The organism is Pedobacter miscanthi (genome assembly GCF_003315595.1).
GTDB classification, from domain to species: Bacteria; Bacteroidota; Bacteroidia; order Sphingobacteriales; family Sphingobacteriaceae; genus Pedobacter; species Pedobacter miscanthi.
Genome location: NZ_QNQU01000039.1, coordinates 1 through 26814 on the forward strand (window position 1 = coordinate 1; position 26814 = coordinate 26814).

Annotated in this window: 23 protein-coding genes; 12 read left to right on the forward strand and 11 right to left on the reverse strand. The window is 38.7% G+C overall.

Annotated elements, in window-relative coordinates; translation table 11 throughout:
• Positions 1-452: 452 nt before the first annotated feature.
• The 3 genes from DRW42_RS26875 to DRW42_RS26885 all read left to right on the forward strand — a co-directional run bounded on the left by DRW42_RS26875 (position 453) and on the right by DRW42_RS26885 (position 3454).
• A complete protein-coding gene (locus DRW42_RS26875) occupies positions 453-1841 on the forward strand; it encodes an arginine decarboxylase (protein ID WP_029277861.1) in 1389 nt (462 codons plus the stop codon).
• Positions 1842-2177: 336 nt separating this feature from the next.
• Entirely contained in the window at positions 2178-2414 is a 237-nt protein-coding gene (locus DRW42_RS26880; protein ID WP_113951949.1) for a DUF433 domain-containing protein, read from the forward strand.
• 143 nt (positions 2415-2557) lie between these two features.
• Positions 2558-3454, forward strand: a complete 897-nt coding sequence (locus tag DRW42_RS26885) for a DUF72 domain-containing protein (protein ID WP_113951950.1) — start codon at positions 2558-2560, stop codon at positions 3452-3454.
• 291 nt (positions 3455-3745) lie between these two features.
• Here DRW42_RS26885 and DRW42_RS26890 read toward each other — a convergent pair whose 3' ends face one another.
• Positions 3746-4243 carry a DUF1579 domain-containing protein gene (locus DRW42_RS26890; RefSeq protein WP_113951951.1) on the reverse strand — a complete coding sequence of 166 codons (498 nt, stop codon included), beginning with the start codon at positions 4241-4243 and terminating at the stop codon, positions 3746-3748.
• Between the two features lie 96 nt (positions 4244-4339).
• On the opposite strand from DRW42_RS26890, the gene DRW42_RS26895 reads away from it, so the two are divergent.
• The 4 genes from DRW42_RS26895 (at position 4340) to DRW42_RS26910 (ending at position 10531) form a co-directional block, all read left to right on the forward strand.
• Complete coding sequence (locus DRW42_RS26895; protein WP_113951952.1) at positions 4340-5053, forward strand: 3'-5' exonuclease; 714 nt, start codon at positions 4340-4342, stop codon at positions 5051-5053.
• Positions 5053-6756 (forward strand): ABC transporter ATP-binding protein, encoded by a 1704-nt coding sequence (locus tag DRW42_RS26900; RefSeq protein ID WP_113951953.1) that lies wholly within the window; start codon positions 5053-5055, stop codon positions 6754-6756. The genes DRW42_RS26895 and DRW42_RS26900 overlap by 1 nt, the downstream gene beginning before the upstream one ends.
• 622 nt (positions 6757-7378) lie before the next feature.
• Entirely contained in the window at positions 7379-9511 is a 2133-nt protein-coding gene (gene rnr, locus DRW42_RS26905) for a ribonuclease R (RefSeq protein ID WP_113951954.1), read from the forward strand.
• Positions 9512-9556: 45 nt separating this feature from the next.
• On the forward strand, positions 9557-10531 hold the full coding sequence (locus tag DRW42_RS26910) for a polyprenyl synthetase family protein (RefSeq protein WP_113951955.1): 975 nt from the start codon (positions 9557-9559) through the stop codon (positions 10529-10531).
• 164 nt (positions 10532-10695) lie between these two features.
• Here the strand turns inward: DRW42_RS26910 and DRW42_RS29145 are convergent, their stop codons facing one another.
• The 3 genes from DRW42_RS29145 to rplU form a co-directional block, all read right to left on the reverse strand.
• Positions 10696-11538 (reverse strand): hypothetical protein, encoded by an 843-nt coding sequence (locus DRW42_RS29145; RefSeq protein ID WP_208643662.1) that lies wholly within the window; start codon positions 11536-11538, stop codon positions 10696-10698.
• Between the two features lie 302 nt (positions 11539-11840).
• Entirely contained in the window at positions 11841-12266 is a 426-nt protein-coding gene (rpmA, locus tag DRW42_RS26915; protein ID WP_113951956.1) for a 50S ribosomal protein L27, read from the reverse strand.
• 53 nt (positions 12267-12319) lie between these two features.
• Positions 12320-12631 (reverse strand): 50S ribosomal protein L21, encoded by a 312-nt coding sequence (gene rplU / locus DRW42_RS26920; RefSeq protein WP_113951957.1) that lies wholly within the window; start codon positions 12629-12631, stop codon positions 12320-12322.
• Between the two features lie 501 nt (positions 12632-13132).
• Between rplU and DRW42_RS26925 the strand changes: the two genes are divergently transcribed.
• Complete coding sequence (locus DRW42_RS26925; protein ID WP_113951958.1) at positions 13133-14089, forward strand: GLPGLI family protein; 957 nt, start codon at positions 13133-13135, stop codon at positions 14087-14089.
• Positions 14086-16746: a TonB-dependent receptor gene (locus DRW42_RS26930; RefSeq protein ID WP_113951959.1), complete on the forward strand. Its 2661-nt coding sequence runs from the start codon at positions 14086-14088 to the stop codon at positions 16744-16746. The genes DRW42_RS26925 and DRW42_RS26930 overlap by 4 nt, the downstream gene beginning before the upstream one ends.
• A gap of 217 nt (positions 16747-16963) precedes the next feature.
• Here the strand turns inward: DRW42_RS26930 and DRW42_RS26935 are convergent, their stop codons facing one another.
• The 4 genes from DRW42_RS26935 to DRW42_RS26950 all read right to left on the reverse strand — a co-directional run bounded on the left by DRW42_RS26935 (position 16964) and on the right by DRW42_RS26950 (position 21429).
• Positions 16964-18460 carry a M56 family metallopeptidase gene (locus tag DRW42_RS26935; protein ID WP_113951960.1) on the reverse strand — a complete coding sequence of 499 codons (1497 nt, stop codon included), beginning with the start codon at positions 18458-18460 and terminating at the stop codon, positions 16964-16966.
• 5 nt (positions 18461-18465) lie between these two features.
• Positions 18466-18828, reverse strand: a complete 363-nt coding sequence (locus DRW42_RS26940) for a BlaI/MecI/CopY family transcriptional regulator (RefSeq protein WP_113951961.1) — start codon at positions 18826-18828, stop codon at positions 18466-18468.
• Positions 18829-19412: 584 nt separating this feature from the next.
• Complete coding sequence (locus DRW42_RS26945; protein ID WP_113951962.1) at positions 19413-19913, reverse strand: hypothetical protein; 501 nt, start codon at positions 19911-19913, stop codon at positions 19413-19415.
• Between the two features lie 133 nt (positions 19914-20046).
• The gene (locus tag DRW42_RS26950) at positions 20047-21429 is read right to left on the reverse strand and encodes a dicarboxylate/amino acid:cation symporter (RefSeq protein ID WP_113951963.1); all 1383 of its coding nucleotides are present in this window, start codon (positions 21427-21429) and stop codon (positions 20047-20049) included.
• A 302-nt stretch (positions 21430-21731) separates the two neighbouring features.
• Between DRW42_RS26950 and DRW42_RS26955 the strand changes: the two genes are divergently transcribed.
• From DRW42_RS26955 to DRW42_RS26965, 3 genes are read left to right on the forward strand one after another with little or no spacing between them, the layout of a single operon-like run.
• Positions 21732-22229 (forward strand): RNA polymerase sigma factor, encoded by a 498-nt coding sequence (locus DRW42_RS26955; RefSeq protein WP_029275756.1) that lies wholly within the window; start codon positions 21732-21734, stop codon positions 22227-22229.
• Positions 22216-22815, forward strand: a complete 600-nt coding sequence (locus DRW42_RS26960; protein WP_113951964.1) for a hypothetical protein — start codon at positions 22216-22218, stop codon at positions 22813-22815. The genes DRW42_RS26955 and DRW42_RS26960 overlap by 14 nt, the downstream gene beginning before the upstream one ends.
• Before the next feature lie 36 nt (positions 22816-22851).
• Positions 22852-23418 carry a DUF922 domain-containing protein gene (locus DRW42_RS26965; RefSeq protein ID WP_113951965.1) on the forward strand — a complete coding sequence of 189 codons (567 nt, stop codon included), beginning with the start codon at positions 22852-22854 and terminating at the stop codon, positions 23416-23418.
• Here the strand turns inward: DRW42_RS26965 and DRW42_RS26970 are convergent.
• The 3 genes from DRW42_RS26970 to DRW42_RS26980 all read right to left on the reverse strand — a co-directional run bounded on the left by DRW42_RS26970 (position 23407) and on the right by DRW42_RS26980 (position 26515).
• Complete coding sequence (locus DRW42_RS26970) at positions 23407-23778, reverse strand: diacylglycerol kinase family protein (protein ID WP_113951966.1); 372 nt, start codon at positions 23776-23778, stop codon at positions 23407-23409. The genes DRW42_RS26965 and DRW42_RS26970 overlap by 12 nt on opposite strands.
• 163 nt (positions 23779-23941) lie before the next feature.
• Positions 23942-24541, reverse strand: a complete 600-nt coding sequence (locus tag DRW42_RS26975) for a hypothetical protein (RefSeq protein ID WP_113951967.1) — start codon at positions 24539-24541, stop codon at positions 23942-23944.
• Between the two features lie 63 nt (positions 24542-24604).
• Positions 24605-26515: a beta-N-acetylhexosaminidase gene (locus DRW42_RS26980; protein WP_113951973.1), complete on the reverse strand. Its 1911-nt coding sequence runs from the start codon at positions 26513-26515 to the stop codon at positions 24605-24607.
• Between the last annotated feature and the right edge of the window lie 299 nt (positions 26516-26814).

Below are 26814 nucleotides of genomic sequence, written 5' to 3' on the forward strand. Positions count from 1 at the left end.
TACCAGACTTATAAATAGCTTAAGTTAATAGCATTGGTGTCCTCACGAACCGCTTTATTGGTTTTTATTTGCCATGGATGCACTTAAAACACGGAAAACCCTTTTCATTAAATACACTCGCTATTAAACCGTAAATAGCAGCACCAGCCCTTATTAAATAAACCTGATCGGAACGAACACGATCCCGATTTTTCATCGGGAGAGTAAAGTGCAGAGCAGGACCAACCCAAACCGATTGAAACAGGAACCTGCTTTCCAAATCCTTAAACCCATACTGCATTACTCACTGTCATACAAATAGTTAACAATCCAGCCCTATACTTTTTTCTCTCAAAACAATTTCCATTCATTTTTTGTAGTTAGGCTAAGCGTTTCCCTACAGTAAAAATATTTTTATTAAGGATTAATTCTCGATTTAAAATTACATTTTTGCAAAAATTATTTAAAAGTAAATGCAGAGTTACTCAGAATTTCTTGATCTAAGTGTTGGTTTCCCTCAGGAGGGTTTCGATGTTATAGATGATGAATTATATTTTCAGGATTTAAACCTGATGGAAATGATCGAAACCTACGGTACTCCCCTACGTTTCACGTACTTACCAATGGTAAGTAAGAAGATTCAGCAGGCGAAGATTCTTTTCCAGACCGCTATTTTAAAGAACAATTACCGCGGTGATTATAAGTACTGCTATTGTACTAAAAGCTCGCATTTTAAACATATTGTAGAAGAAGCTTTAAAAAATAACATTCACCTGGAAACTTCTTCGGCTTTTGATATGCCGATGGTTGATGCTTTGGAGAAAAAAGGGGTGTTAACTAAAGATACCACCATTATCTGTAACGGTTTTAAAACCTACCAGTACAAACAGTATATCATTGATATGCTGCACGATGGTTATACCAATATTATCCCGGTTTTAGACAACAAAGAAGAGTTTAATCTTTTTGATGATGAGGTTGATATTGATACACCTTGTAACCTGGGTATCCGTATCGCAGCAGAAGAGCAACCAGATTCGCAGTTCTATACTTCGCGTTTGGGTGTGCGTATGGAAGATATTATAGATTTTTACAACAATAAAATCGTTCATAACCCTAACTTCAGGGTTAAGTTATTGCACTTCTTTATTAACTCTGGGATTACCGATTCGCCATATTACTGGAACGAGCTGGAGAAATACGTAACACTTTATTGCAAATTCAAAAAAATCAATCCTGATTTAGATACCCTTGATATTGGTGGTGGTATGCCATTTAAAGATTCGCTGGTTTTTGATTTCGATTACGAATACATGGTAAACGAGATTGTTAAAAGGATCAAGGAAATCTGTGCCATCCACGATGTAATGGAACCGGATATCATTACCGAATTTGGTAAATATACTGTGGCCGAAGCATCAGGAATTCTTTACAAAGTATTGGGCCGTAAACAACAGAACGATCGCGAGCGCTGGTTGATGCTGGATGGTTCGTTCATTACCAACTTACCGGATGTTTGGGCATTAAACCAAAAATACATCTTATTACCGATCAACAACTGGGATGCCGAATACGAACGTGTTAATTTAGGTGGCATTACCTGCGACGGACAGGATTACTATAATCAGGAAGCGCACATGAACAGTGTATTTATGCCTAAAACACGTAAGGTACAGTATTTAGGTTTCTTCCATACGGGTGCTTACCAGGAGGTATTGAGTGGTTATGGTGGTATTCACCACTGTTTATTGCCTAGTCCAAAACACGTTTTAATCCGCAGAAACCGCGATGAAAGTTTCAACTTCGAGGTTTTTGGAGAAGAACAGAACAGTAAGCAGGTATTAAAGATACTGGGTTACTAATTCAGTTTTCAGTTGGGAGTTTGCGGTTTGCAAATACTTGAAAATGTAAAATTTTATATCACATGATACAGATACCTCAGTTTTTTAAACTGGGGTATTTTTTTTATATTTATTTAACTGCTAAAATGATTAAGAGCGTGACTTTGAAGAGCACTATTTATTCTCTCCTCACCCTGAATTCATTTCAGGGTCTTTATAGCGGTAAGATGCTGACTACGAAGCAGCTATTAGACCTTTAAAAACGATAAAAACGGCTAATAAAATAAATTCGATAGCCGTCGGATCAACGTGACGACCGTTATTAAATAATTGAATTAAAAAATTATATAACCGAATATGGCAAAAGAGCAAATCAAGTTATTTGATCGAATCACTTCTACAGATGGTTTGATGGGTGGAAAACCAACCATACGCGGATTAAGGTTTCCAGTTTCTGATATACTTGAACTATTGGCAGCCGGCATGAATGAAAAACAAATCCTAGAGGAACATCCGGTATTAGAAAAAGAGGATATTAAGTCAGCCCTGTTATACTCCGCTCAAAAAGTTAATGAGGATTTCCTATCGGAATAATTGAGTGTTTTCAGTACAAACTTTCCACAATAGATAAAGCAAAGAACAAGTTTCTTATTTTTACAATATGCAAATACCTTGGTTCAACAGGCTAAGGTAGTTATTGCCTTTAACCTTTTACCTTACACCTAAAACCTTTAAAAATGCAATTCGGTAAAGTAGACGACCCTTCAATCATAGATTATACCCTTCCGGCTGATGCGCCTGAAACAGCAGCAGTATTAAAAGCAAATAAACCTAAACAGGATTTTAAAGCTTTTGTGGGCTGTGCTAAATGGAACAAAGCCGATTTAAAAGGCTTTTATCCAAAAGGGACTAAAGATGAATTAACCTACTATTCAACCCAGTTTAATTCGATCGAACTAAATGCTACCTTTTACGGTATGCCAACCAGCGAGCAGGTAATTACCTGGACGCAAAAAACACCTGCAGATTTTAAGTTTTTCCCTAAGCTCACCAATACCATCAGTCACTTTAAAAGGCTGATCAATGTTAAAGAACCTGTTGAGCAATATTGCGATGCCATCAGTAATTTCGAAGATAAACTGGGCATGGCTTTTCTTCAGCTTCACGATAATTTTAAACCCAAGGATTTCGAAAGGTTAAAAATTGTAATCAACGAATTTCCAAAAGTAATTCCATTAGGTGTTGAGGTAAGAAATACAGAATGGTTTACCAATCCTGCCATTGCAAACGAATTTGCCAAACTATTCGAAGATAATGGTATAGCCAATATTATTGTGGATACATCTGGCAGAAGGGATATGCTGCACATGCGCTTAACTACACCAACGGCTTTTGTACGTTTTGTAGGTGCCAATGACGATGAAATCGATAAAAAACGCCTGGACGATTGGATCGAGAGAATTGTAAGCTGGAAAGAACAGGGATTACAGAACCTTTACTTTTTTGTACACCAGAATGTAGAGCTTTCATCTCCTTTATTTTCTGCTTATTTTACCGATAAACTGAATAAAGCAGTTGGAACCGATTTAAAAATACCAATAATGGCGAATCAGGCTTCGCCTTCTTTATTCTAGAACTTTATAAACCCCAAAGTTTTTAACAAGAAAAATGCTTGCACTCGTTTCCAAACGAGTGCATAAATAGCTCTACGATTTTATCGTTGGTAAACGACAAACTATTAAACGCTCGTTGAGAAAAGAGCGTAAGCTGAAATTGTTAGTCGAGATTTGCAATCTCGTCTCAATGAGCTGTGGATTTGCAATCCACCTTAAAGGATTAAAAATCCTTAGTTCTAAAATCGGGATTACAAATCCCGACTAACACTCGCTATGGGTTCGTGTCGCCACGAACCATTTTCTAAAAACCTATATTTTTCTATAAACCGTTTCCGTCGCCTTTGCCTCTTCCCCTTCCGGTGAAACATTATACGCGGTTAATACAAATTCATCATCTCCAACAATTTCTAAAGTAGTGCGCCAGCCCCAAAGCTGTTCCCCATACTCAGGACTCCCATATTCTCCAAAAACCGAGAAACCATTTGCAGTGGCTTCTCCGCTTGATAACATGATCTGCGTACCCATATGAAAACTATCCACCCAGGTGGTTGTAAACCTTTGATACGGAATATCAAAACCGATGATCATTTTGCCTTCAAACGGTTTTCCCTCCAAACTGCCATGATAATCAACCGAAATAAAACGGCTGCCTAAAATGGATGTGATTTGGGCTTCAGATGAAGATTCGTCTGCCAAAACATCTTTTTCGAACCAGGTTTTGGTTGTTCCCTGCCAGTTACCGATTAACCGTTGAAGTTGTTGATGAGCGCCATCTGTTAAAGATTGCTCGAATTTGCTTGTCGCCATAAATCAAACTTATAAAATATAGTTGTAATGTTTAATGGTTTGCATAGAAGATTTTGAATTGAAAATTGTAAATTGTTAATTGAAAATTACTGATGTATGCTAAAAACGTTGGATCTCAATCAGGTAATGGTTATCGATATCGAAACTGTTCCGCAATACCCCTCATTTCAGGATGTTCCCCCGCATTTACAGGAACTTTGGGAGCAAAAAACACATTATCAGCGAAGCGCTGACCAAAGTCCTGAAGATTTTTACGAAAAAGCAGGTATTATGGCCGAATTCGGTAAAATTATCTGTATTAGTTTAGGAATTTTTAATGTACAAGATCAATCTTATTCCCTGCGGATCAAATCTATTTTTGGTCACGACGAAAAAGAAATGCTTTTGCAGTTTTCCAGTCTCTTAAGCAAACAAGCGCCTACTTTAATGTTCTGTGCCCATAACGGAAAGGAATTCGATTTCCCTTATTTATGCCGCAGGTTATTGGTTAACGGCATTGAAATTCCGGTTCAGCTGCAGCTTTCAGGCAAAAAACCGTGGGAAGTAAACCATATCGATACCATGGAGCTCTGGAAATTCGGCGATTATAAACATTTTACTTCCTTAAACCTTTTGGCTGCAATTTTGGATATCCCTACTCCAAAAGATGATATTAACGGATCTCAGGTCAGGCAGGTTTATTATGAAGAAAAAAACCTCGATCGGATAGTAACCTATTGCCAGAAAGATGTAATTACTACCGCGCAGGTGCTGTTAAAATTTAAAGGAATGGATATAATTTCAGCAGAAAATGTTACCATTGTAACCTGATGCTAAACGTTGAAAACCTAAATATCGATTTTTATAACCAGGAAGAAAAAACCTGGTTCAAAGCCGTTAAACAAATCAGTTTTAATGTAAAAAAAGGAACGGTTTTAGGTATCGTGGGCGAATCGGGCTCCGGAAAATCGGTTACCTCTTTTTCCATTATGCGTTTGCACGATGAAAAGACTGCAAAAATTACGGGTGATATCGATTTTGAGAATGTCAGCCTCCTTAACCTTGGCACCAATGAAATCCGCCAGATCAGAGGTAACCAGATCTCGATGATTTTTCAGGAACCGATGACTTCCCTCAACCCTGTTTTTACGTGTGGCGATCAGGTAGCGGAAGCTATTATGCTGCATAGAAAAGTAGATAAGGCTGAAGCCAGAAAACATACCATAGCTCTTTTTAACGAGGTACAGTTACCCCGTCCTGAAAAAATATTCGATAGTTACCCGCATCAGATTTCCGGCGGACAAAAACAACGGGTCATGATTGCGATGGCATTAAGCTGCGACCCTAAATTATTAATCGCCGATGAGCCCACCACCGCATTGGATGTAACCGTCCAGAAAACAATTCTTCAGTTGCTCTTAAAACTGAAAACTGAACGGAACATGGCCATGATCTTTATTTCGCACGATTTAGGTGTGGTAAACGAAATTGCCGATGAAGTTGCGGTAATGTACAAGGGTGAAATTGTAGAACAGGGACCTGCAAAATCCATTTTTGAGAATCCCCGGCATCCTTATACCAAAGGTTTACTGGCCTGTCGCCCTTCCCCTGCCCTGCAGTTAAAGAAATTGCCAGTTGTGGGCGATTTCCTTACCGGAAAAATTGACGATGCCACAGCGCATTTAAAAGCTTCGAACCAATTAACCGAGACAGAAATTGCAGCAAGAAGAGAAAAATTATATGCACAAAAACCGCTTCTCCAGATAAAAGACCTCTGCACCTGGTATCCAATCAGTAACGGCCTTTTCAGTAAAACTACCGATTATGTTAAAGCCGTTGATCAATTGAATTTTGAGGTTTTCCCGGGTGAAACACTGGGATTGGTAGGCGAATCAGGTTGTGGCAAAACCACATTAGGCCGCACCATTTTAAGGTTGATCCAGCCAACTTCTGGTCAGATTATTTTTAACGGAGAAGATATTACACATATTAGCAAAACTGATCTGCGGAAATTAAGAAAAGACATTCAGATCATTTTTCAGGATCCTTATGCTTCTTTAAATCCGCGTTTAAGCATTGGCCAATCTATTTTAGAACCTTTACAGGTACATAAACTATACCGTAATGATGCCGAACGCAAACAAAAAGTGCTGGATCTCCTCAATAAAGTAGGCTTAAAAGAAGAACACTTTAACCGCTATCCACACGAATTCAGCGGCGGACAAAGACAACGTGTGGTCATCGCCAGGGCTTTGGCTTTAGAACCTAAATTTATCATCTGCGACGAATCGGTTTCTGCCCTCGACGTTTCAGTACAGGCACAGGTTTTAAACCTGATCAGAGATCTGCAACAAGAATTCGGCCTCACCTACATTTTCATCTCACACGATCTGGCTGTAGTTAAACATATTTCAGACCGTATTCTGGTAATGAATAAAGGCAAAATCGAAGAAGAAGGTTTCCCTGAACAGATATTTAATGCGCCCAAAGCTGAATACACGAAGAAACTAATTGAGGCTATTCCGGGGAATTGATGTAAAATGGAAAATGTGAGATGGAAAATGGTGTTTATACATAGTCCATAGTCCATAGTCCATAGTCCATAGTCCATAGTCCATAGTCCATAGTCCATAGTCCATAGTCCATAGTCCATAGTCCATAGAATGGAAAGGTATCCTGAATAAAGGTTTAATATGGCAAAAAATATTTAATCAATTTTCAGTTAACAGTTTAGAACCAACAATCTGGTTTACGATTAACCAATTTATAAATTTAACCGATTAACCATCTGGCCGGTAACAATCTAGCCATCTAACAATTAAGGAATCTGATTTACAATTAACCGATTTAAACAATTAATCAATTTTCAGTTAACAGTTTTCAATTTACAGTTTACATCCAACAATGTAGCCATCTAACAATTAAGCAATTTGATTTACAATTAACCAATTTATACATTTAACCGATTAACCATCTGGCCGGTAACAATCTAGCCATCTAACAATTAAGCAATCTGGTTTACAATTATCCACAACTCCACCAATACGAATGGCAAATGAACAAATGACAAATGAACCATTGAACTACCTTCATTATCCATTTTCCATCCCCCATCTTACATAATTTCCGTATCTTCGGTAAATTCAGTATTAGCGTATGGCAAAGAAAAAATCGGCAAATATAAAATTGGTTCTGAATCAATTGGTTAGTGATGTTTTTGAAAAGAACAACAATCAACTGCTCAATTATAAGCAGGTTTCGGCCAAATTAAATTTGAACGATCAGGAATCAAGGGAGACCATTCTCGAGATCTTAAAAGAGGGGAAAAATGCAGGAATTTTCATAGAACCCCAAAAAGGTAAATTTAAACTTAAAGAACTTCAAAATTTCATTATCGGTACGGTAGATATGACCGCCGATGGTTCGGCTTATATTGTTCCGGAAGATGAATTTGAAAAAGATGTTTTCGTAGCGCCTAAGAAACTCAAAAATGCTTTACATGGCGACACGGTTAAGGCTTATGTTTTCGCCAAGAAAAGCGGTCGTAAAAACGACGGTGAGGTTGTCGAAATTATCAAAAGGGCAAAATCAGATTTTACAGGTGTAATCAAAATATCTGATCGTTTTGCTTTCGTAATTGCCGATGATAAGAAAATGATGCACGATATTTTTGTGCCATTGGCCGATACCCACGATGCCAAAAACGGCCAGCGGGTATTGGTAACCCTATCTGACTGGCCCGAAAGTGCCAAAAATCCCATTGGAATTGTTAAACACGTGTTGGGTAACCAGGGTGAGAACAATACCGAAATGAATGCGATTTTAGCGCAATATGGTTTTCCGTTGGAGTTTCCGCCTCAGGTAGAACGCGAAGCAAACGCCATCCCTGAAGAAATCCCGGCCGAAGAAATTGCCAAAAGAAAAGATTTTAGAAATATATTAACCTTTACCATCGATCCGGCTGATGCAAAAGATTTTGATGATGCAATTTCTTATCAAAAACTACCTAACGGAAACCACGAAATAGGTGTACACATTGCCGATGTTTCGCATTATGTAATCCAGGGAACAGATTTGGATAAAGAGGCCTATAGCCGTGCTACTTCGGTTTACCTGGTTGATCGGGTGATCCCGATGCTTCCTGAGCGTTTAAGTAATGGCGTTTGTTCATTACGTCCGCATGAAGATAAATTGTGTTTTGCAGCCGTTTTCGAGCTGGATGAACAGGCCAATATCCAGAATGAATGGTATGGCCGCACCGTAATCCACTCTGACAGAAGGTTCAGCTACGAAGAAGCACAGGAAGTGATCGAGAACAAAGCCGGCGATTATGCTACAGAAATCTTGAAGTTAAATGAGCTGGCTTATATCCTTCGCGACCGTAAATTTAAAAATGGAGCCATCAGTTTCGAAAGTACCGAAGTTAAATTCAAACTGGATGAAACAGGAAAACCAATCGGTGTTTATGTTAAAGAGCGTAAAGATGCCCATAAACTGATTGAAGATTATATGTTATTGGCCAACCGGAAAGTGGCCGAATTTGTAGCCAAAAAAGTAAAGGGAAAAAATAAACTGACCTTTGTTTACCGTGTGCACGATTCGCCGAACATGGAAACCCTTACTACATTCGCTACTTTTGCTGCCCGGTTTGGTTATAAGGTAAATACCAAATCGGATAAAGAAATTGCTAAATCTTTAAACAGCTTAATGGCTGATGTAGAAGGTAAAAAAGAACAGAATATTCTTACTTCACTCGCTATCAGATCAATGGCTAAGGCGATTTATTCAACTAAAAAAACCAGTCATTACGGCCTGGCTTTCGAATATTATACCCACTTTACTTCCCCTATCCGCCGTTACCCGGATGTTATGGCGCACAGGCTTTTACAAACTTACCTGGACGGTGGTAAATCAGCAGATGCCGAATTTTACGAAGTGGCTTGCGTACATTCTTCTGCAATGGAGAAAAGGGCTGCCGATGCCGAACGCGCATCTGTTAAATACAAACAGGCCGAATACCTCGAAAACAATATCGGTACAGAATATAAAGGTATTATTTCGGGCGTTACCGAATGGGGCATGTATGTAGAAATTGAAGAGAACAAATGTGAGGGAATGATCCGTTTACGCGATATATCCGACGATTTTTATGTGCTCGACGAGAAAAACTACTGCATTATAGGTCAACGCAAAAAAAGAAAGTACCAGTTAGGGGATGAAGTGATGATCAGGGTTAAAAAAGTAGACCTTTCTAAACGTCAAATCGATTTTACACTGATTCCTGATTAAAAATTAAGACATTTGTGCCCGAAAACACAATGTTCAAAGCAACGCATGCATACTACAGAACAATTACAGCAAATTTTAGATACTGCAATACAAAATTTAAAGTTTCCGGATCACCCTAAACAACTTTACGATCCGATTACCTATATTATTAACCTTGGTGGAAAGCGTGTAAGACCTTTACTGGTGTTAATGGCTACCGAACTGTTCGGTGGAGATCCAAATCAATCCATCCATGCCGCTATGGCCATTGAGGTTTTCCACAATTTTACACTCGTTCATGATGATATTATGGACAATGCACCCCTCCGCAGGGGGCAGGCCACCGTACATGAAAGATGGAGTACCAATGTTGCCATTTTAAGTGGTGATGTAATGATGGTGGAAGCCAATAAAAACCTCGCAAAAGTAAATCCTATCTTCCTGAAAGACGTTTTAGATACATTTAACGCAACGGCTCAGGGCGTTTGCGAAGGTCAGCAGCTGGATATGGAATTTGAAAGCCGTGATGATGTAAGTATCGAAGAATACATTAACATGATCAGGTTAAAAACGGCTGTATTGCTCGGTGGTGCATTAAAATTGGGGGCTATTATTGCAGGTGCTTCAGAAAAAGATGCTGATCTGATCTATCAGTTCGGTGAGAATATCGGAATTGCTTTCCAGTTGCAGGATGATATCCTGGACGTTTATGCCGATCCCGAAAAATTCGGAAAACAGGTGGGTGGAGATATCATTGCCAATAAAAAAACTTTCTTACTCTTAAAAGCTTTCGAATTGGCCGAAGGAGATACCCGTAAATCCCTGGATACCTGGACTTCTTATAAAGAATTTAATGCACAGGAAAAAGTAGAAACTGTGCGCCAGGTGTACGACACATTGGATATTCAGGAAATTGCCAAAGAAAGCATGAATTATTACCGTAATAAAGCTTTAGCGGTTTTTGAACAGATTACGGTAAATGATGAGCGAAAAGCAAATCTTTTAACGCTTACCGAGCAATTGATGGCGAGGGAATATTAAAGAACATCGTCATCTCGCCCCAATCACAATAGGATTTGTACCAGGGTCCTTATAGCCTAAGTGTTTCCGTGTTTTCTGCGTCTCTGTGGCAAAAAACATAATAGTTAAATATAGGTCTTAGCGGGACGCTAAGACCAGTAGTGTGACGATATTTATAAATTTACTTAAGCCTTCACCAGCTTATACTTGATCCAAAAATCAGATGATTTAGCAGAAGATTCGCCACCCTGCATTGGTCGCTGACCGCCACCTCCCATTCCACCTCTTCCGCCACCGCCCATACCGCCACGGCCACCGCCGCCCATGCCACCTCTACCTCCTGACCGACCTCTCCCACTACTGTTTCCTCCTTCAGGTGCTCCTTCTCTTTTAAAGCCTGATTTTGCCGGTTCATTTATTTTAATATTATAAACAAGCGGTTTTTTAAGATCAAGGCCAACCTGTAACTGCGCTAACGGGATGCTCAGTTCGTAAATCATATCCCTGTTAGGATGTATACTCATACCTGTTTCAATACCATCCTGGTTAATGGCAGGTAATTCTCCATCAGGAATATTTTTAAAGCCAGAAACACGGATACTTTTATTCATTGCCGCAGGGTTATGCATTTCATTTTCATGTTCTGCTGCTGATGGAGCATGATCGCGGTGTTCTTCTCCCTCTTTTGGCATCGGTGGTCTTTCCATTAAAGGAAAAGTTAATTTCATACCATCTTTTTTCTTACCAGCGGTATTGATATTTAGCGTAATGCCACCTCTTAACACACTAAAAGTAGTTTGGGGATCTAACGATTCGATAATGATGTATAGGTTTTGATCGTCATTAGCCAATGCAAAAGCCAGTTTGGTGGCATCATTGTACTGATTAAGCGGCTCATTCCATTCGCTCGATATACCATCGGCTTTAAATGGTTTTACCATGCGGATATTTTCTTCCACATCCTGTGCATGTAATAAAAGGCCCGAAATCAGTAATGGGATTAATAAGGATATTCTCTTCAGATTCATTTGGATTGTTTTTAAATCAATACTCAAATCTAAACCTGAAAAGTGTTAAATTTTGTTATTTAACAGGGTTTAACATTAGTTGGAAGTTGGAAGTCCCGAGTCAATAGTCCGGAGTCCAAAGTCGATTAATCAAATTCCCTTCGTCGTGTCACCCTGAGCGGAGTCGAAGGGTATTTTAGTTGGAGTTGGGTATTTTTTATCAGTTAACCAGTTTAAACAATTAACCGATTAACCCAAATACATTAAAACAAAAAAAAGTCCCGATTTGCATCGGGACTTTCCTTTTATAACTTAATTACCAATTATTCTGCAGGTGCAGCTTCTTCAGTAGATTCGTCTTTTTTAGCTGCTTTTTTCGCAGGTGCTTTTTTAGCTGGTGCTGCTTCAACAACTTCTTCTGCTACAACTTCTTTCTTAGCAACCGCTTTTTTAGCAACTGGTGCTTTAGCTACTGCTGCTTCGATTTCAGCGTCGGTGATAGGAAGGATAGAAACATAAGATTTGTTATCTTGTTTCTTTCTGAAAACTACAGTACCATCAACTAAAGCAAATAAAGTATGATCTTTACCAATACCAACACCTTTATCAGGGTGGTGTTTTGTTCCACGTTGACGTACTAAAATGTTTCCAGCGATAGCTAATTGCCCACCGAAAATTTTAATACCTAAACGCTTACTATGCGATTCACGTCCGTTTTTCGAACTACCGGCTCCTTTTTTGTGTGCCATGATTTTATATTTTGTAACCCGCCCAAAAAGCGGATTATTGGGTTAACAATTAATTATAGAGTGATGTCAGAGATCTGAATCTTAGTGAAAAACTGGCGGTGACCATTTTTCTTTTTGTAACCTTTTCTACGTTTTTTGTGGAATACGATTACTTTATCACCTTTTAAATGAGATACGATCTTAGCCGAAACTTTAGCACCTTTAACTGCAGGAGCACCTACAGAGATTTTGCCACCGTTGTCAACCAACAATACATTATCAAATTCAATACTAGCGCCTTCATCTCCTTGTAATCTGTGTACAAAAAGGTGCTGGTCTTTAGCAACTTTAAATTGCTGCCCTGCTATATTTACTATTGCGTACATTGTTTAAATATTTGTTTTTATAATTTTTATTTAACGAGGTGCAAATATAGAACAAATTCAATTAACACACAAACACATATCGAAAATATTTTTCACTAATATCATGTCGGATCAGGATTTGGAGGATTTAGGGATTTTAAGACGCATTCATCAATAAGTATTACTAGCTTTCTGAAAGGCAATTTAAGTAATTCTTTGGATATTTCGATTTTATAAAAGCCCCACAACCATTGTTATTAAACCCGATTACGGTGATTCCGATTCTTCATCGGAAAAAACGGAAAGCGGGACAAAACCCTGCCAAGAACTACCACCCGTTCATTTCAAAATAACAATTAGATTTCGGTCGGTGAGACACCAACCGATAGATTCTCTGTGTTAACCGTGCATCTGTGGCTAAAGCAAATGGTACTCCACTGTTAAAAAATGTTAAAGCATATTTTTATTACGAATATTTCGTAGATTTACGAAAATTAAATAGAAACTTTTAAACCATTCATTATGAAACAAATCCTAACCCTCTGTTTGGCAACAGCCTTCACCATTTCGGTAAAAGCCCAAAGCCCTGATAAAGCCCTGGCAAGAGTACGCTACACCTTTACGCATATACAAGACACTACGCAACGTGATCAACCCAGAACAGAAAATATGTTGCTTGTAACCGGCAAAAATGCTTCTGTTTATACCAGTTACGATAAACTGAACCAATCGCTAAATATGCAGAAGCAGATACAGGAGCAGATCAAAAACCAAACCGGCAATGGTAATATGAAAATAGAAGTTAAAAGTGAAACGAAAGTTCCTTTAACACAGGTAGATTATTTCTTTTTTGCCAATGAACATAAAATGATTACCAAAGAGCGTCTCTTTAACAATTATTTGGTTGAAGAAACCGCAGCACAGATCGACTGGAAAATATTAAAAGATACCATGAGTTTTTCAGGTATCCCATGTCAGAAAGCGACCACCAGATTTAAAGGCAGAAACTGGATTGCCTGGTTTGCCACTGAAATTCCTTTTCAAAGCGGTCCGTGGAAATTAAACGGCTTACCGGGATTAATTGTAGAAGCTTACGACGATAAAAAAGAAGTGAAATTTACATTTGCAGGTCTTGAAAACGTAAAAGACGATGCCAGTCAGGCAAATTCGGGCGATGATGTTAAAATTGCAGCTCCGAATGGCGGTGTTGGTGTGGTAAAAATGGTTGGTATTGATATGAGCACTTCTTATCTGGGCCCGGAAATAAAACTACCTGCCGATGCCATTAAAACCACCAGAAAAGAGCTGGATAAACTTAAAGAAGCAAGAGACAAAGATCCTCAGGGTTTTATGCAGGCGCAAATGGCCGCAAATGGCATGCAAGGTTCTTTCAGACAGAATACTGCCCCACGCCCAAGCGGAGGTGCCATAACCAAAGTAGAAATCAACAACCCGATCGAACTTCCAGAAAAGAAATGAAGAACCACGTTATCATACTGATGCTGTTGCTGTTTAGTTTTTCGGCCCTGGCACAAAAACCGATCAAAGGACGGATTAAAGATGCCAATGGAAAAGCAATAGAATCTGTTAATGTAAGCCTTAAAGACGCTGAAGGGAATATCATTAACTTCAGCAGGACGAACCGCAATGGCGAATTTAGCATTGCTATAAAAAACGATCAGGTTACCGGTTATAAAATCGAAGCTTCGAGCATAGGTTATAAAAAACTGAGCACCAGCATTACCGATGTTGCTAAAAGTTATGAGCTGGTAATGCAGAGCAGCGAAACAAACCTCGAAACTGTAACGGTAAAAAACCGTCCATCTCTAACTTCGCGGGGCGATACCTTAAATTACAGGCCTTCTGATTTTGCCGATAAACAGGACAGAAGCATTGGCGACGTGCTCAAAAAAATGCCCGGAATAGAAGTGGCCGAAGATGGAAAGATCAGTTACAATGGAAAATCCATTTCGAACCTTTATGTAGACGGCGACAATCTTTTGGACGATAAGTATAACATTGGCACGAAAAGCATCCCACAGGGCGCTGTGGATAAGGTACAGGTGATCCAGAATGATCAGCCCATCAAAATGATGCGCAAAAACAACATGAGCGATGATGTAGCACTGAACCTGGTACTTAAAGATGAAGCCAAACTGAAGGTAATGGGCGATGCTACAGCCGGAGCGGGAATGCCGAATCGTTTTGACGAAAACCTGACGGCCATGTTATTTAATAAAAAGCTGAAATTTATCAACAATATTAAAGGCAATAATATTGGAAATGATCCTGGTATCGACCTTACTTCACATAACCTTTCGGATTATTTGAAAAAACTGGATAACGACAGACCGAGCAGTCTCCTTTCAACTGGTGCTGCCGGAGTTCCCTCCTTACCACAAAGCAGGTATCTGTTTAATAAAGCAGGATTAGCGAATTTAAACAACCTGTATAAGTTTAATCAGGACCTGCAGTTGAGGGCAAACCTTTCTTATCTATATGATGAGCGCAGTCAGCAGTACAATAAATTTTCGCAGACTTATCTTTCCGGTCAAACGATCAGTTATACTGAATCGCAGAACAACGCCATTAATCCGCAAAAATTAAGGGCTCAGTTTAACCTGAACGGAAATGCGGACAAATATTACTTGAACAATAATTTTGTACTGGATTATGCCCCTTTTAAAACTTCATCTGGTTTTGTGATTAATGATGTTGCGGCAAATCAGGTATTGCGGCAGGAAACATTAGACATTTCAAACGAGTTTAATTATCGGAAAAAATTAAAATCAGAGGACGTTATTAACCTATACTCCTATTTAAACCGGACTACACAGCCCGAAAACCTAAACATTACACCCGGGCTTAATGCCGATATTTTAAACAACGGAAACAGTTACCTGGGTTTAAGCCAGTATATTAAAATACCCACCTGGTATACCAATAATTACGCATCCTTTGCTTTTGTAAACAACCATTTTGTGCAGACCTATAAGGCAGGTTTTAATGTGCAGCAACAACAACTTAACTCAGAACTTTACCGCACGCAGAACAATCAGCAAACCGAACTGGTATCGGGCAATACGGTAAATGATCTCGATTGGCTTAAAACCAAACTTTATGCAGATGCGACTTACGAATTTACCAACGATAAATTAAAAGCCGGAATAAGCCTGCCTTTAAGCTATAACCTGATTCAATACAACGATGACATCAACCAACTGGATAAAAACCTGCATAAATTCTTCTTAAACCCTTTTTTGAATCTTAAATACCAAACCAGCGTAGAAAATTATGTAACAGCAAATTATAGTTTTCGTAATGATTTAGGTGGAATTGACGATATTTATCGAGGAACAGTATTAAAAAACTACCGTTCGCTTTTTGCAAATAATGCACCGATTTCTGAATCGAAAACACATAATGTTGGGGCAGGATTTAATTTTAGAAAAGCGATGCAGATGTTTTTCTTTAACATCACGGCAAATTACAGTGATGCCGAACTGAATACGATCTCGTCTTACAGTTTAAGCAACAACATCCAGCAAAGGGTGGTACTGCCGTTGAGCAACCACATCCGTACCTTATCATTAAATGCGAATGCCAGTAAATATGTTTTCGCATTAAAAAGTACAGTTAGCGCAGGATTTGGTTTTTCGCAAAGTGGATACAGCCAGCTACAGAATAACGAATTATTTGATTTAAACGCCCAAACTGTTTTTTATAAATTGGGAATAGAAGCAAAACTTAGCAGGTTTATCAATTGGTCGTACCTTGCAAATTTTTCGGTAACCGATAACAAGGCTAAAGTTGCCGATGCGATAAAAACGAATTTCCAGCAGTTGAGGCAGCAATCAACCCTCGCCATTACAACGGTTAGAAATGTTTATTTAAACTTATCCGCCGAACATTTATTTACACATCAATCTACACAGCCAAATCTGAAATACCTTTTTGCGGATATGAATATTAAATACAAATACCTGAAAATAAAAACAGATTTTGAATTTGGTATCACCAACCTGGCCAATATTAAAAGTTTTGATGCAGTTTACCTTTCAGCCAACTCACTTACCACCGGAACCTACTTTATTCCGGGAAGAGTAGCGATGTTAAAGGGTACTTTTAGTTTTTAGGGAATAGATTTGTCATCTCGACCAAAACGCAGTGAAGCGCCCGCCTGCTTCGGAACGACCCTGAACCAAGTTCAGGGTGACGAATCTCCTGGAACGGTCGTCATCTCGACTGGAATGCAATGGAATAGAGAGATCTACCTCGAGATAGATTTCTCGACTGCGCTGCGCTCCGCTCGAAATGACGGCAACTATAGGAAATGACGGCAACTTCCGGGAATTAAGGCTTCGTTTTAATCTGTATAGCCTGGTTATTCCGATCAATGTTTATATCAGAAATTTTATTGAGATTCAGTTTATCCAACTCCTCTTTTGTGATTTTATTTCCGTTCAGAAAGTATGAAGTATTATCTGCAACCATGATCCCCTTATCATTTGAATGTTGTTTTCCATCCTTTGCATCGGAGATTGTAGCGGTTGATTTTATCACATACACAAAGCCAATTCCCTTTTTATCTGGCAATGGTAGTTCTTCCAAGTCTCCGGCACTTTTGGCCGAAACTTTTATATCGATATTTTTATGATCCGATTTGATTGTATCGTTAAAGCTAAAATGCTGCACAAAACCTTTCCCCTTAAAATCGCCATCTGTTTTAAAGCTCAGGATTTTTACTTTTTTACCCAAGCCCTTAAATACATCTTCTACCGATTTGCGTGAAGAATCAACTCCATCGGTTATACTTTTTATAATAAAAGTCATTTTGGTAACCGTATCCGGTGTTTTAAGGGTATCCGTTAAGATTTGCTTTTTTGTTTTCGGTTTTAAAACAGTTTTCGCCTTTACCTGCACTTGTTTTACCTTTTCGGGTAAAATATTATCAACCATTTTCGCTAAAGGTTTCAAGCTTTTTTTCACTTCCTTTTTATCGATGGTAAATGCCAAAGTAATGCATAACAATACAGGCAATGCGAATAAATAACGGGTCAAATTCACTTTTGATGAACGTTTGGCATTCATCATTTTAATCCGTTTTTTAAGGTCAGACAGGTTAAAATTATTTACGATAGCTACCGAAGGATGTAACGTACCCACATCGAGTAAACTATACTGATAAGCTTTTTTGTCGATTCCTTTTTTTAGAATTTTGGCATCGGTAATAAACTCAATATTTTCGCGAACAGCTTTTTTCATCATCCAAACCCCGGGATTGAACCAATAAAAAACCACACAGATTTCGGCAAGGATAATATCCAGCGTATGCCATTCTTCTACATGCACTTTTTCGTGTTCGAGGATATTGTTCAGATCCTGCTTTTTATGCAGTTGTGGATTGATATAAATGGTTTGCCAAAAACTGAAAGGACTCACTTCTTCATTTAAAATCCTCACCTTGTAATCGGCCAATCGATCGGGCGAAGAATTTTTGTGCATCCTGTAAAGCGAAATAAACTGCACCAATAACCTAAAGGCCATTAACAATACGCCCACATAAAAAAGCAAGGTTACTGCCTGCCAGAATACAGAAATGGCATCCTGTTGAGCCAATTGGCTTACCTGCTGGTTTAATTGTGGTACAAAGGCCGGAATAGCTTTCCGGGCTGCAAAAAAATCGGTAAGGTTGATAAATGGATAGGCTGATGAAAACACGATTCCAAACAACAAAAACATCCTATTGATGGTATAAAACGTTAACCTGCGTAGTACCAGATAATAAGTTGCAGAAAACAGGATCAGTACCAGGTTAATCTTTAATAGTATGATAAAGAAATGTGGCATGGCATTTACTTTTCAGGGTTCTCAATTAAATTTATAATTTCCTTTAATTCTTCGGCACTGATCTTTTTATCCTTTGCGAAAAAAGCAACCAGTTCTTTATACGAACTTTGGAAATAATTATTTACGAAACCGTTCATAAAACGCTTTTTATACTCCGTTTCCTTAACCTTGGCACTATAACGGTTGGCATTGGCAAAACGCTCGCTTACCAGATAACCTTTACGCTCTAAATTTTTAACGGTTGATGCCAGTGTAGTATATGGCGGCTTAGGCTCCGGCAATACATCCATAAAATCCTTTATAAACCCCTTACCAATTTGCCAAACGGCCAGCATGGCCTCTTCTTCCTGTAATGTTAACTTTTCCATTATTACGAATATATCGTAAATATACGAAAAGATCCTAAAAAAAAGACTAATGAGTTATGGTTTATTGGGTAGAAAAAGGTTAATTGGTTAACTGTTTAAATCGGTTAATTGTTTAGTGCGATTGCTAAATTGTTTGATTGCGCTATTGTTACTGCAAATTGCCAACTGAAAACTGTTAAAGAGGGTTAATCGGTTAATTGTTTAAACTGGTTAACTGTCTCCACGTCATTGCGAACCGAAGCGTGGGATTATAGGGCGGTGTGAAGCAATCTTTGTAGTTTATTAGTTCACCTATCTGGTTAACTGTTTAAATGGGTTAATTGTTTCGTGCGATTGTTAAATTGTTTGATTGCGCTATTGTTACTGCAAATTGCCAACTGAAAACTGTTAAAGAGGGTTAATCGGTTAATTGTTTAAACTGGTTAACTGATACAAGACTACATACTTCAATAAAAAAAACCGTCATCCCGACCGAAACGTAGTGGAGCGGAGAGATCGATATTAGATTTCTCGACTGCGCTATGCTCCGCTCGAAATGACGACTTAGGGCTAAAGACTCAGGACTAAAAACTGAGGACTCAGGATTATTTCCCGCTTCTCCGCTCTGCCTGATTCAAGGTTTCTTCGATTACTTTTCTCATCTGCACCGCTGCATCCAGCAATTTGGGGTTACCATCAAAATCGCCATAAACAATTACATGTTTAGATTTCTTTTTATAATTAAACTGGATATCGTAACGTGGTACGGCCATTGATTTTGGACTTTTCTTCCCGATAGTATCCGGAAAATTCCACAGGCCGATTTCGTTGGCTTTCGCATGCATGTACAGTATATCATCGCTCTTTAAAAAAATCTTTTTCTTGATGGTCGAATCTGATTTAGTTACATACTGATATTCGCCTGTAGCCGAATTATAACTATTTTCCAAGGTATCTTTTACGCCCCATTTATATTGCATGGATACAAATTCATTTTTCCTGAATGGTGCATTCTGGATAATCGGTTTGTAATAGATATAACAATAAATAATCATCGGAACAATGATGCTTAGGGCTAAGAATATTTTTTTTCCTCTACTTGACACTTTTATATTGAATTATTGAATACTGAATTATTGAATGATTGAATGATTGAATGAGAGACTTATTGAATGATTGACTTATTGAATGAATGATTGATTGATTAACTGAATGTTAAAAGACTCAGGACTAAAGACCCTAGACTTCAGCCTCTTTCAACTCCCCTTCCCATTTACTTACCACTGCGGTAGCAATACTGTTTCCAACCACATTGGTTGCAGAGCGGCCCATATCCAACAGCGGATCGATACCGATCAGTAATGCCAAACCTGCTTCAGGAATGTTAAAACTGGCTATTGTACCGGCGATTACCACCAACGATGCCCTTGGTACCCCTGCAATCCCTTTACTGGTTAACATTAAGATTAAAAGCATCGAAATCTGTTGTTCAAATCCTAAATGGATACCATAAGCCTGTGCAATAAATAAGGAAGCAAAAGTCATATACATCATCGAGCCATCAAGATTAAACGAATAACCCAGCGGAAGTACGAAACTTACAATTTTATCTTTACAGCCAAAGCGCTCTAAAAGCATCATTGTTTTTGGATATGCCGCTTCGCTACTTGCCGTACTAAAAGCCAAAATTGCGGGCTCTTTCATATCATTTACCAAACGGAAAATGCGTTTTTTCAACACTAAAAAGCCTAAAAATATCAATACACCCCATAATATACCCAGGCCAAGATAAAACTCGCCGATAAATATGGCATAAGTATGCAATACATTGAGTCCCTGTTTAGCTATAATGGCTGTCATGGCTCCAAAAACGGCCAATGGAGCAAAATTCATTACATAACCGGTCATTTTTAAGATTACATGGGCAATGGCATCAAATGCCTTGATTACCACTTTACCTAAATCGCCAATGGCGGCTGTTGCTACCCCAAAGAATAATGAAAATATCACAATCTGTAAAATTTCATTGTTTGCCATTGATTCGGCAATACTTTTTGGAAATACGTGTGCAATAAAATCTTTAACGCTCATTGCCGCTTTCTGAATCCCTGTATTTACCAATTGATCTGGCAATGACAATTTCATGTGTTTGCCGGGTTCGAACAGATTTACGAGGATCATTCCCAGTACCAGCGACATTAACGACATGGCCAGAAACCAACCCAATGTTTTACCACCGATACGGCCAACAGCTTTAATATCGCCAACTTTTGCCACTCCAACTACCAACGTGGTAAATACAAGCGGGGCAACAATCATTTTAATAAGGCGCAGGAAAATATCACTTAAAAGTGTAAAATACTCCAGTTTTTTCTCCCTGATGTCTTCGTTCTCTTTTTTAATTTTAGCAGTAGCCTTTCTTTCGGCCTTTAGCTGTGTGTAGGCAATGCCTGTGGTATCGGTTGTTTTGGCAATGCTTACCTCGATACTTTTAACTTTCGCATCAGCGTTGAGTATTGTCTGGTTATAAACATCGATTGAGTTTACATTTAAAATGTATCCCAGTGCAATACCCGCAATCAGCGCTATGAAAATAAAAAGCGTGAGTTTGTTTTTCTTCATGAATATAAAAAGTTTGTGGTACTCTTAATTTGGTAAAACTACGATATTTACGGCGTGTAACAAATTTTGATTAGGGTTGACCTTAAAAAATGTCTCAATATAGTTGAGCAAAGCCCTTTTTGCAAAAGAAAATAATTTAACAAAGGATAAAAAGCCTGCGCTAATGTTCAGGTGGGGATGCAAACGCTATGCATCTGTGGTTAAAATTTTTAACTCAATCACATAAAAAATATATTATTTTTGGACCTCAGGTGTAACAAACCAAAGCATACCATCATCTAAAACGCAACTATAATCCCTAAATGGAACAAAAAGACAAATTATTTAAAGAGATTTTTGATTCAAATTCCAAAAAGATATTCCATTTATGTTATGGTTATACTGGCGATACCGACGCTGCAAATGATCTTTTACAGGAAACTTTTTTAAAGGTTTGGCAAAATCTGGACAAGTTCAGAAACAAATCTTTAATTTCTACATGGATCTACAGAATTGCGGTAAATACCTGTTTAACTTACCTCAGATCGGAAAAAAGACAGGCTAAAGATGAATTAACGGATAACATTATAGAAAATAAAATCGAAGAATTTTCGGAGAAAAATGAACAGGTTGCCCTACTTTATAAATGTATATCGAAGCTTGAAGAAAACGACCGTTTGATTATTACCATGGTGCTTGATGAGTTGCCATACCACGAAATTGCCGATATCTCAGGGATAAGCGAAGGCAATTTAAGGGTAAAAATTCACCGAATTAAACAAAAATTAACAGAATTATATAGCCAGTATGCAAGCGTTTGATCAATTACAGGAGTTGTGGCAAAATCACGAGGTAGACGTTAAGGTTTCTGCCGACGAAATGCTACAACAGGCGAAGAAAGAAGTAAACAGCATCAAGCTAAAATCGGCTTTGAACATTTTGGGAATGCTGGCCTCCTTTATTGCCATTGCGGCATTATGGATATTTTTCCATTTCGAATCGTGGACTACACACGTGGGCATCAGTATCACCATTATTGCCATTGGGGTATATACGCTGATCCTTTACCGTGATTACAGGCTCATTTCGAAAACCGATTTCACCGCACATCCGCACGAATACTTAAATAATTTAAAAACCTATCAGTTAAACCGTTACAAGTTATACAATTCTTTGTATTGGTTTTATGTGATTGCACTTTCACTGGGTATTATATTTTATTTTGTCGAAATCCTTTCTCACTTTAACACCGTTCAGAAAGTTTTAGCCGTGGGTTTAACTGCATTATGGATGTTATTCTGTTCAACCATTTTACGGAAAGCGGTAATGAGCAGGGAAAAAGAAAGAATCTCTTTACTGATTGAGAAATTTGAACGCATCAGCGGACAGATTTCCACTCCTGAATAATTTTAGGCACGGTTTTTTCGTTGTAAAATTCAACACATGAAAAGACTGCTTATACCTTTATTATTTTTGCTGGCACTGCCCTGCACTTTTGCTTTTAGACAAGACCTTAGCCAGCCGGTACAGCTGGATTGGGAAACACATTTTAAAGGCAAAGCGGATATGCGTTCGCCATTTTTTGCTTTAACCGCCATGACGTGGAAATATAGCTACGAAAGTACGGTATACCGAAACCGTGTGGCCATTAAGCTTAAAAATGAAGTTACCATTGATAAAACAAGGTCGTGGGTAAAATGGGACAAAATTAAAAATCCTGAAATAAGGGCCAGTTTGCTGCACCATGAGCAGGGACATGCCAACATTCAATATGTTTTGCTTTTAGAAGCTGAGCGGGTATTAAAAAACAGGAATTATGCTGTAAGCAATTACAAAGCACAGATTTCGGAGCTTGCCAACCAGATCAGCAGTTTTTTTGATACGATGCAACGCAATTATGACGATGAAACCGAACACGGCAGCAACCATAAAATGCAGACACGCTGGGATGAAATTATCCAGGACAAGATAGACGAATCAAGAGCTGCAATGGCCGAATTACAGAAATAATTTCGGGATAAATACAATGGCTCCAACGGCTACTGCTAAAAAAGCAGCAACCAGAACCGCAGCTGCAGCCAGGTCTTTTACTACTTTAATTTTTGGATGATACTCAGGAGAAACCACATCGGCAAGTTTTTCGATAGCTGAATTCAGGATTTCGGCCACAAAAACTGCTGAGATTACAGATAAAATCGCAATCCACTCGTAATCCGATATGTTGAGGTAAAAAGATAAACCTATAGCAATTATAGCCGCAACCAAATGAACCCTCCCGTTATGATCGCTTATAAAAAAGAGTTTTAAACCATTAAATGCGTATTTAAAGCTCCTAATGCGATCGATAATTGAAAATTTCTGGTTGTTCATTGTTTTAGTTAAACTATAAAGATCCTTCGACTACGCTCAGGATGACAACTCTAATAAAAAAGCGTCATCTCGACTGAAACGCAGTGAAATGGAGAAATCTATCTCGAGACAGATCTCTCGACAACTTTGCACTCCGCTCGAGATGACGATTTCGAGGGAATGCCTACTTCACTTCAGCCGCAGAAAAACTGTTGCCACTTAATCTGTATTTAAGCGTTTTGTTAATCGTTTTAGTACTATCCGCCGAGTCTTTTATAGGGAAAGAGCGGAAAAGATCGCCGTTTTTGATAAAAAATTTGTCGTTGCCGGTATAACCTTTTTTCTGGTTTGCGCTTAAAGATGGAAAACCGATTTTATTAAAATCTCCGCCAGCGTATTCGAAAACATTAAGGTCTGATACATTTTTTTTGCTCAGTAGCTGGATATATAGCTCCGGATTACCATCGTTATCAAGATCCATGTTCCAGGCATCGGTAATAATGCCTTTTCGGTCTACCGCCGCTGACCGGTAATTATTGCGGAGAGAGTCAGACATTAAAATCTGGTATCCACCAATCGAATCTACTCCTTTTCCCCAGCTTACAATTTCAAAATTAAATCCCGGTTTGATTTCTATATCCTTATAAAAACGGAAAGGGTTCTTTTCTACTTTGGTGGTTTCTACTACCGGAGTTTCTTTAGGCTTTTCTTCGGTGCATGCGAAACAAAACAGCACCCCTGTAATTAACAAAAGGTGCTGCAATGTATATTTCTGTAGTTTCATTCTATTTGGGTTCATTTTGGTTGCCCCCAAATTAATTATTTTAGTGTATCAAAGCAATAGTTTTTATTTCTTTGCTTCGGTTTTAACTTCCGGTGCGCCATTGTTTAAAACGGTTTCGGTAACTACACTTCTTCTGCCACTTGGTGCAATTACAATGGTTTTTAATACCCTTTTTTCTCCTTGTGGAACAGTGATTTTTATCGGTGCGCTATATAAAAACGCATTTTCTGACGGACGTGCCAGATCGATAGTATAATAAATTTTTGCTCCGGTAACAGGTGCTTTTAAATCGATGGTAAAATCGCCACCGGTTAAAGGTTTATCACTTTGTCCGATTGGCGTAGGCACCCAGAAATTAATCCCCGCTTTATCCAAACGCGCCAAATGGTTCGGTAAGCGCTGCTCCGAAAAGTTCTTTAAATCTTTACGTTCAACCGGCGACCATGCAATTTCGGCCAGTGCCAATAAACGCGGAAAAGCGTGGTTTTCGGCCTTAGCAGTGGTTTTAATATACTCCGTCCACATGTTTGCCTGTACACCTTTAATATATTTACGTTCATCGGCAGTCAATACTTTCGGAATCGGATCGTAAGCGTATATTTTTTGATATGGCGCAAAACCACCAATGGTTACCGGCTCATCTGGAGAGTTCGATTGTTTATGGTCGATATATAAGCCCATCGATCCCGGTGTCATAATTACATCGTGTTTTTGTTGTGCAGCAGCAATACCGCCATCTTCCCCCCTCCAGCTCATTACCGTTGCATTTGGTGCCAAACCGCCTTCCAAAATCTCATCCCAACCGATGATAGAGCGTCCTTTACCATTTACATGTTTTTCAATAGTCTGAATAAAATAACTCTGCAATTCATGTTCATCCTTCAAACCTTTTTCTTTCATCAGGTTCTGGCAAAAAGTAGATTCTTTCCAATAGGTTTTTGGTGCTTCATCACCACCGATGTGAATGTATTTTGATGGGAAAATGGCAATTACCTCATCAAGAATATTATTCAGCATGGTAAAAGTATTTTCTGATGGCACGAAGATATCATCAAAAACACCCCAGGTTTGTTGTACTTGTTTGCCTTTTCTACTGCCGGCCCATGGCGTTTTATCACTTACAAAAGTATCGCGATCTGGGAAACAGCTTAATTCAGGATATGCAGCAATAGCAGCAGAAGCATGGCCCGGTAATTCGATTTCGGGAATTACGGTAATGTATTTCTCTGCAGCATATCTTACAACTTCTTTGGCTTCATCCTGAGTGTAAAATCCTTTTACCGGTGTAAGGTAGTTTCCGTTTCCAGGATAGTTACCAATAATACTGCCGTTACGTGACGAACCTATCTCAGTAAGTTTAGGATATTTTTTAATCTCTATTCTCCATCCCTGATCGTCGGTTAAGTGCCAGTGGAAGGTATTGATTTTATAATAGGCCAGCTGATCGATATATTTTTTGATAAAAGATACCGGGAAGAAGTGTCGGCAAACATCCAGCATCGTTCCGCGGTAGCTAAAACGCGGGTAATCGTTAATATTAACTGCAGGGATGGTAATTTTATCGGCAACTTTATCCGGCATCATCTGCATGGCCGATTGTACTGCATAAAAAAGCCCTGCTCCTTTTCCTGTTAAAACTACCTGTGTAGGCGTAACTTTAATGGTATAACCTTCGGCAGGTAATTTATCTGCTCCAACAGATGTTAATACAATTGCTTTTTGGTTAGGTTGTGGCGTTTTGGTTTCCCTTAAGGCAAAACCAGCCTTGGTTACGATAAAAGCGTTCAATAAATCAGTCATTTTTGCGCCGTCGATGCTCTGATTTACCAAAACCGTTGTTTTATCCAAAATGAAATTTCCGTTTGCCCTTGTAATGGCTACCGGTGCAGGTATGATCCCAAGATTGGGATCGCTCTGCGCAAATGCACTTGTACTGATTAATACTCCAATAAAAATCGATAATGCTTTGTTCATGTTTAATTTTTGGTTTAAAATAGGATATATCTGATTAATTGATCCAAGATAGAGATTATGGGCAGATTCCAAATCCCACATTCTTGTTACAATCGAGATCAACCGTTTGACTGCATAGTGTAATGCAGATAAATCAGCTGATTCTTTTTCCGTTAACTTTTTGAGGTTATTTTAACCACAGATAATAAGGATGAACACAGATGATTTTTTTGGAAAATCAGGTGCAGTAGCATTTGGTTAATACAGTCCCGCTCCCGCTTCTGCCCCGATGTAAAATCTGGGGCATCCCGCTTCGATCG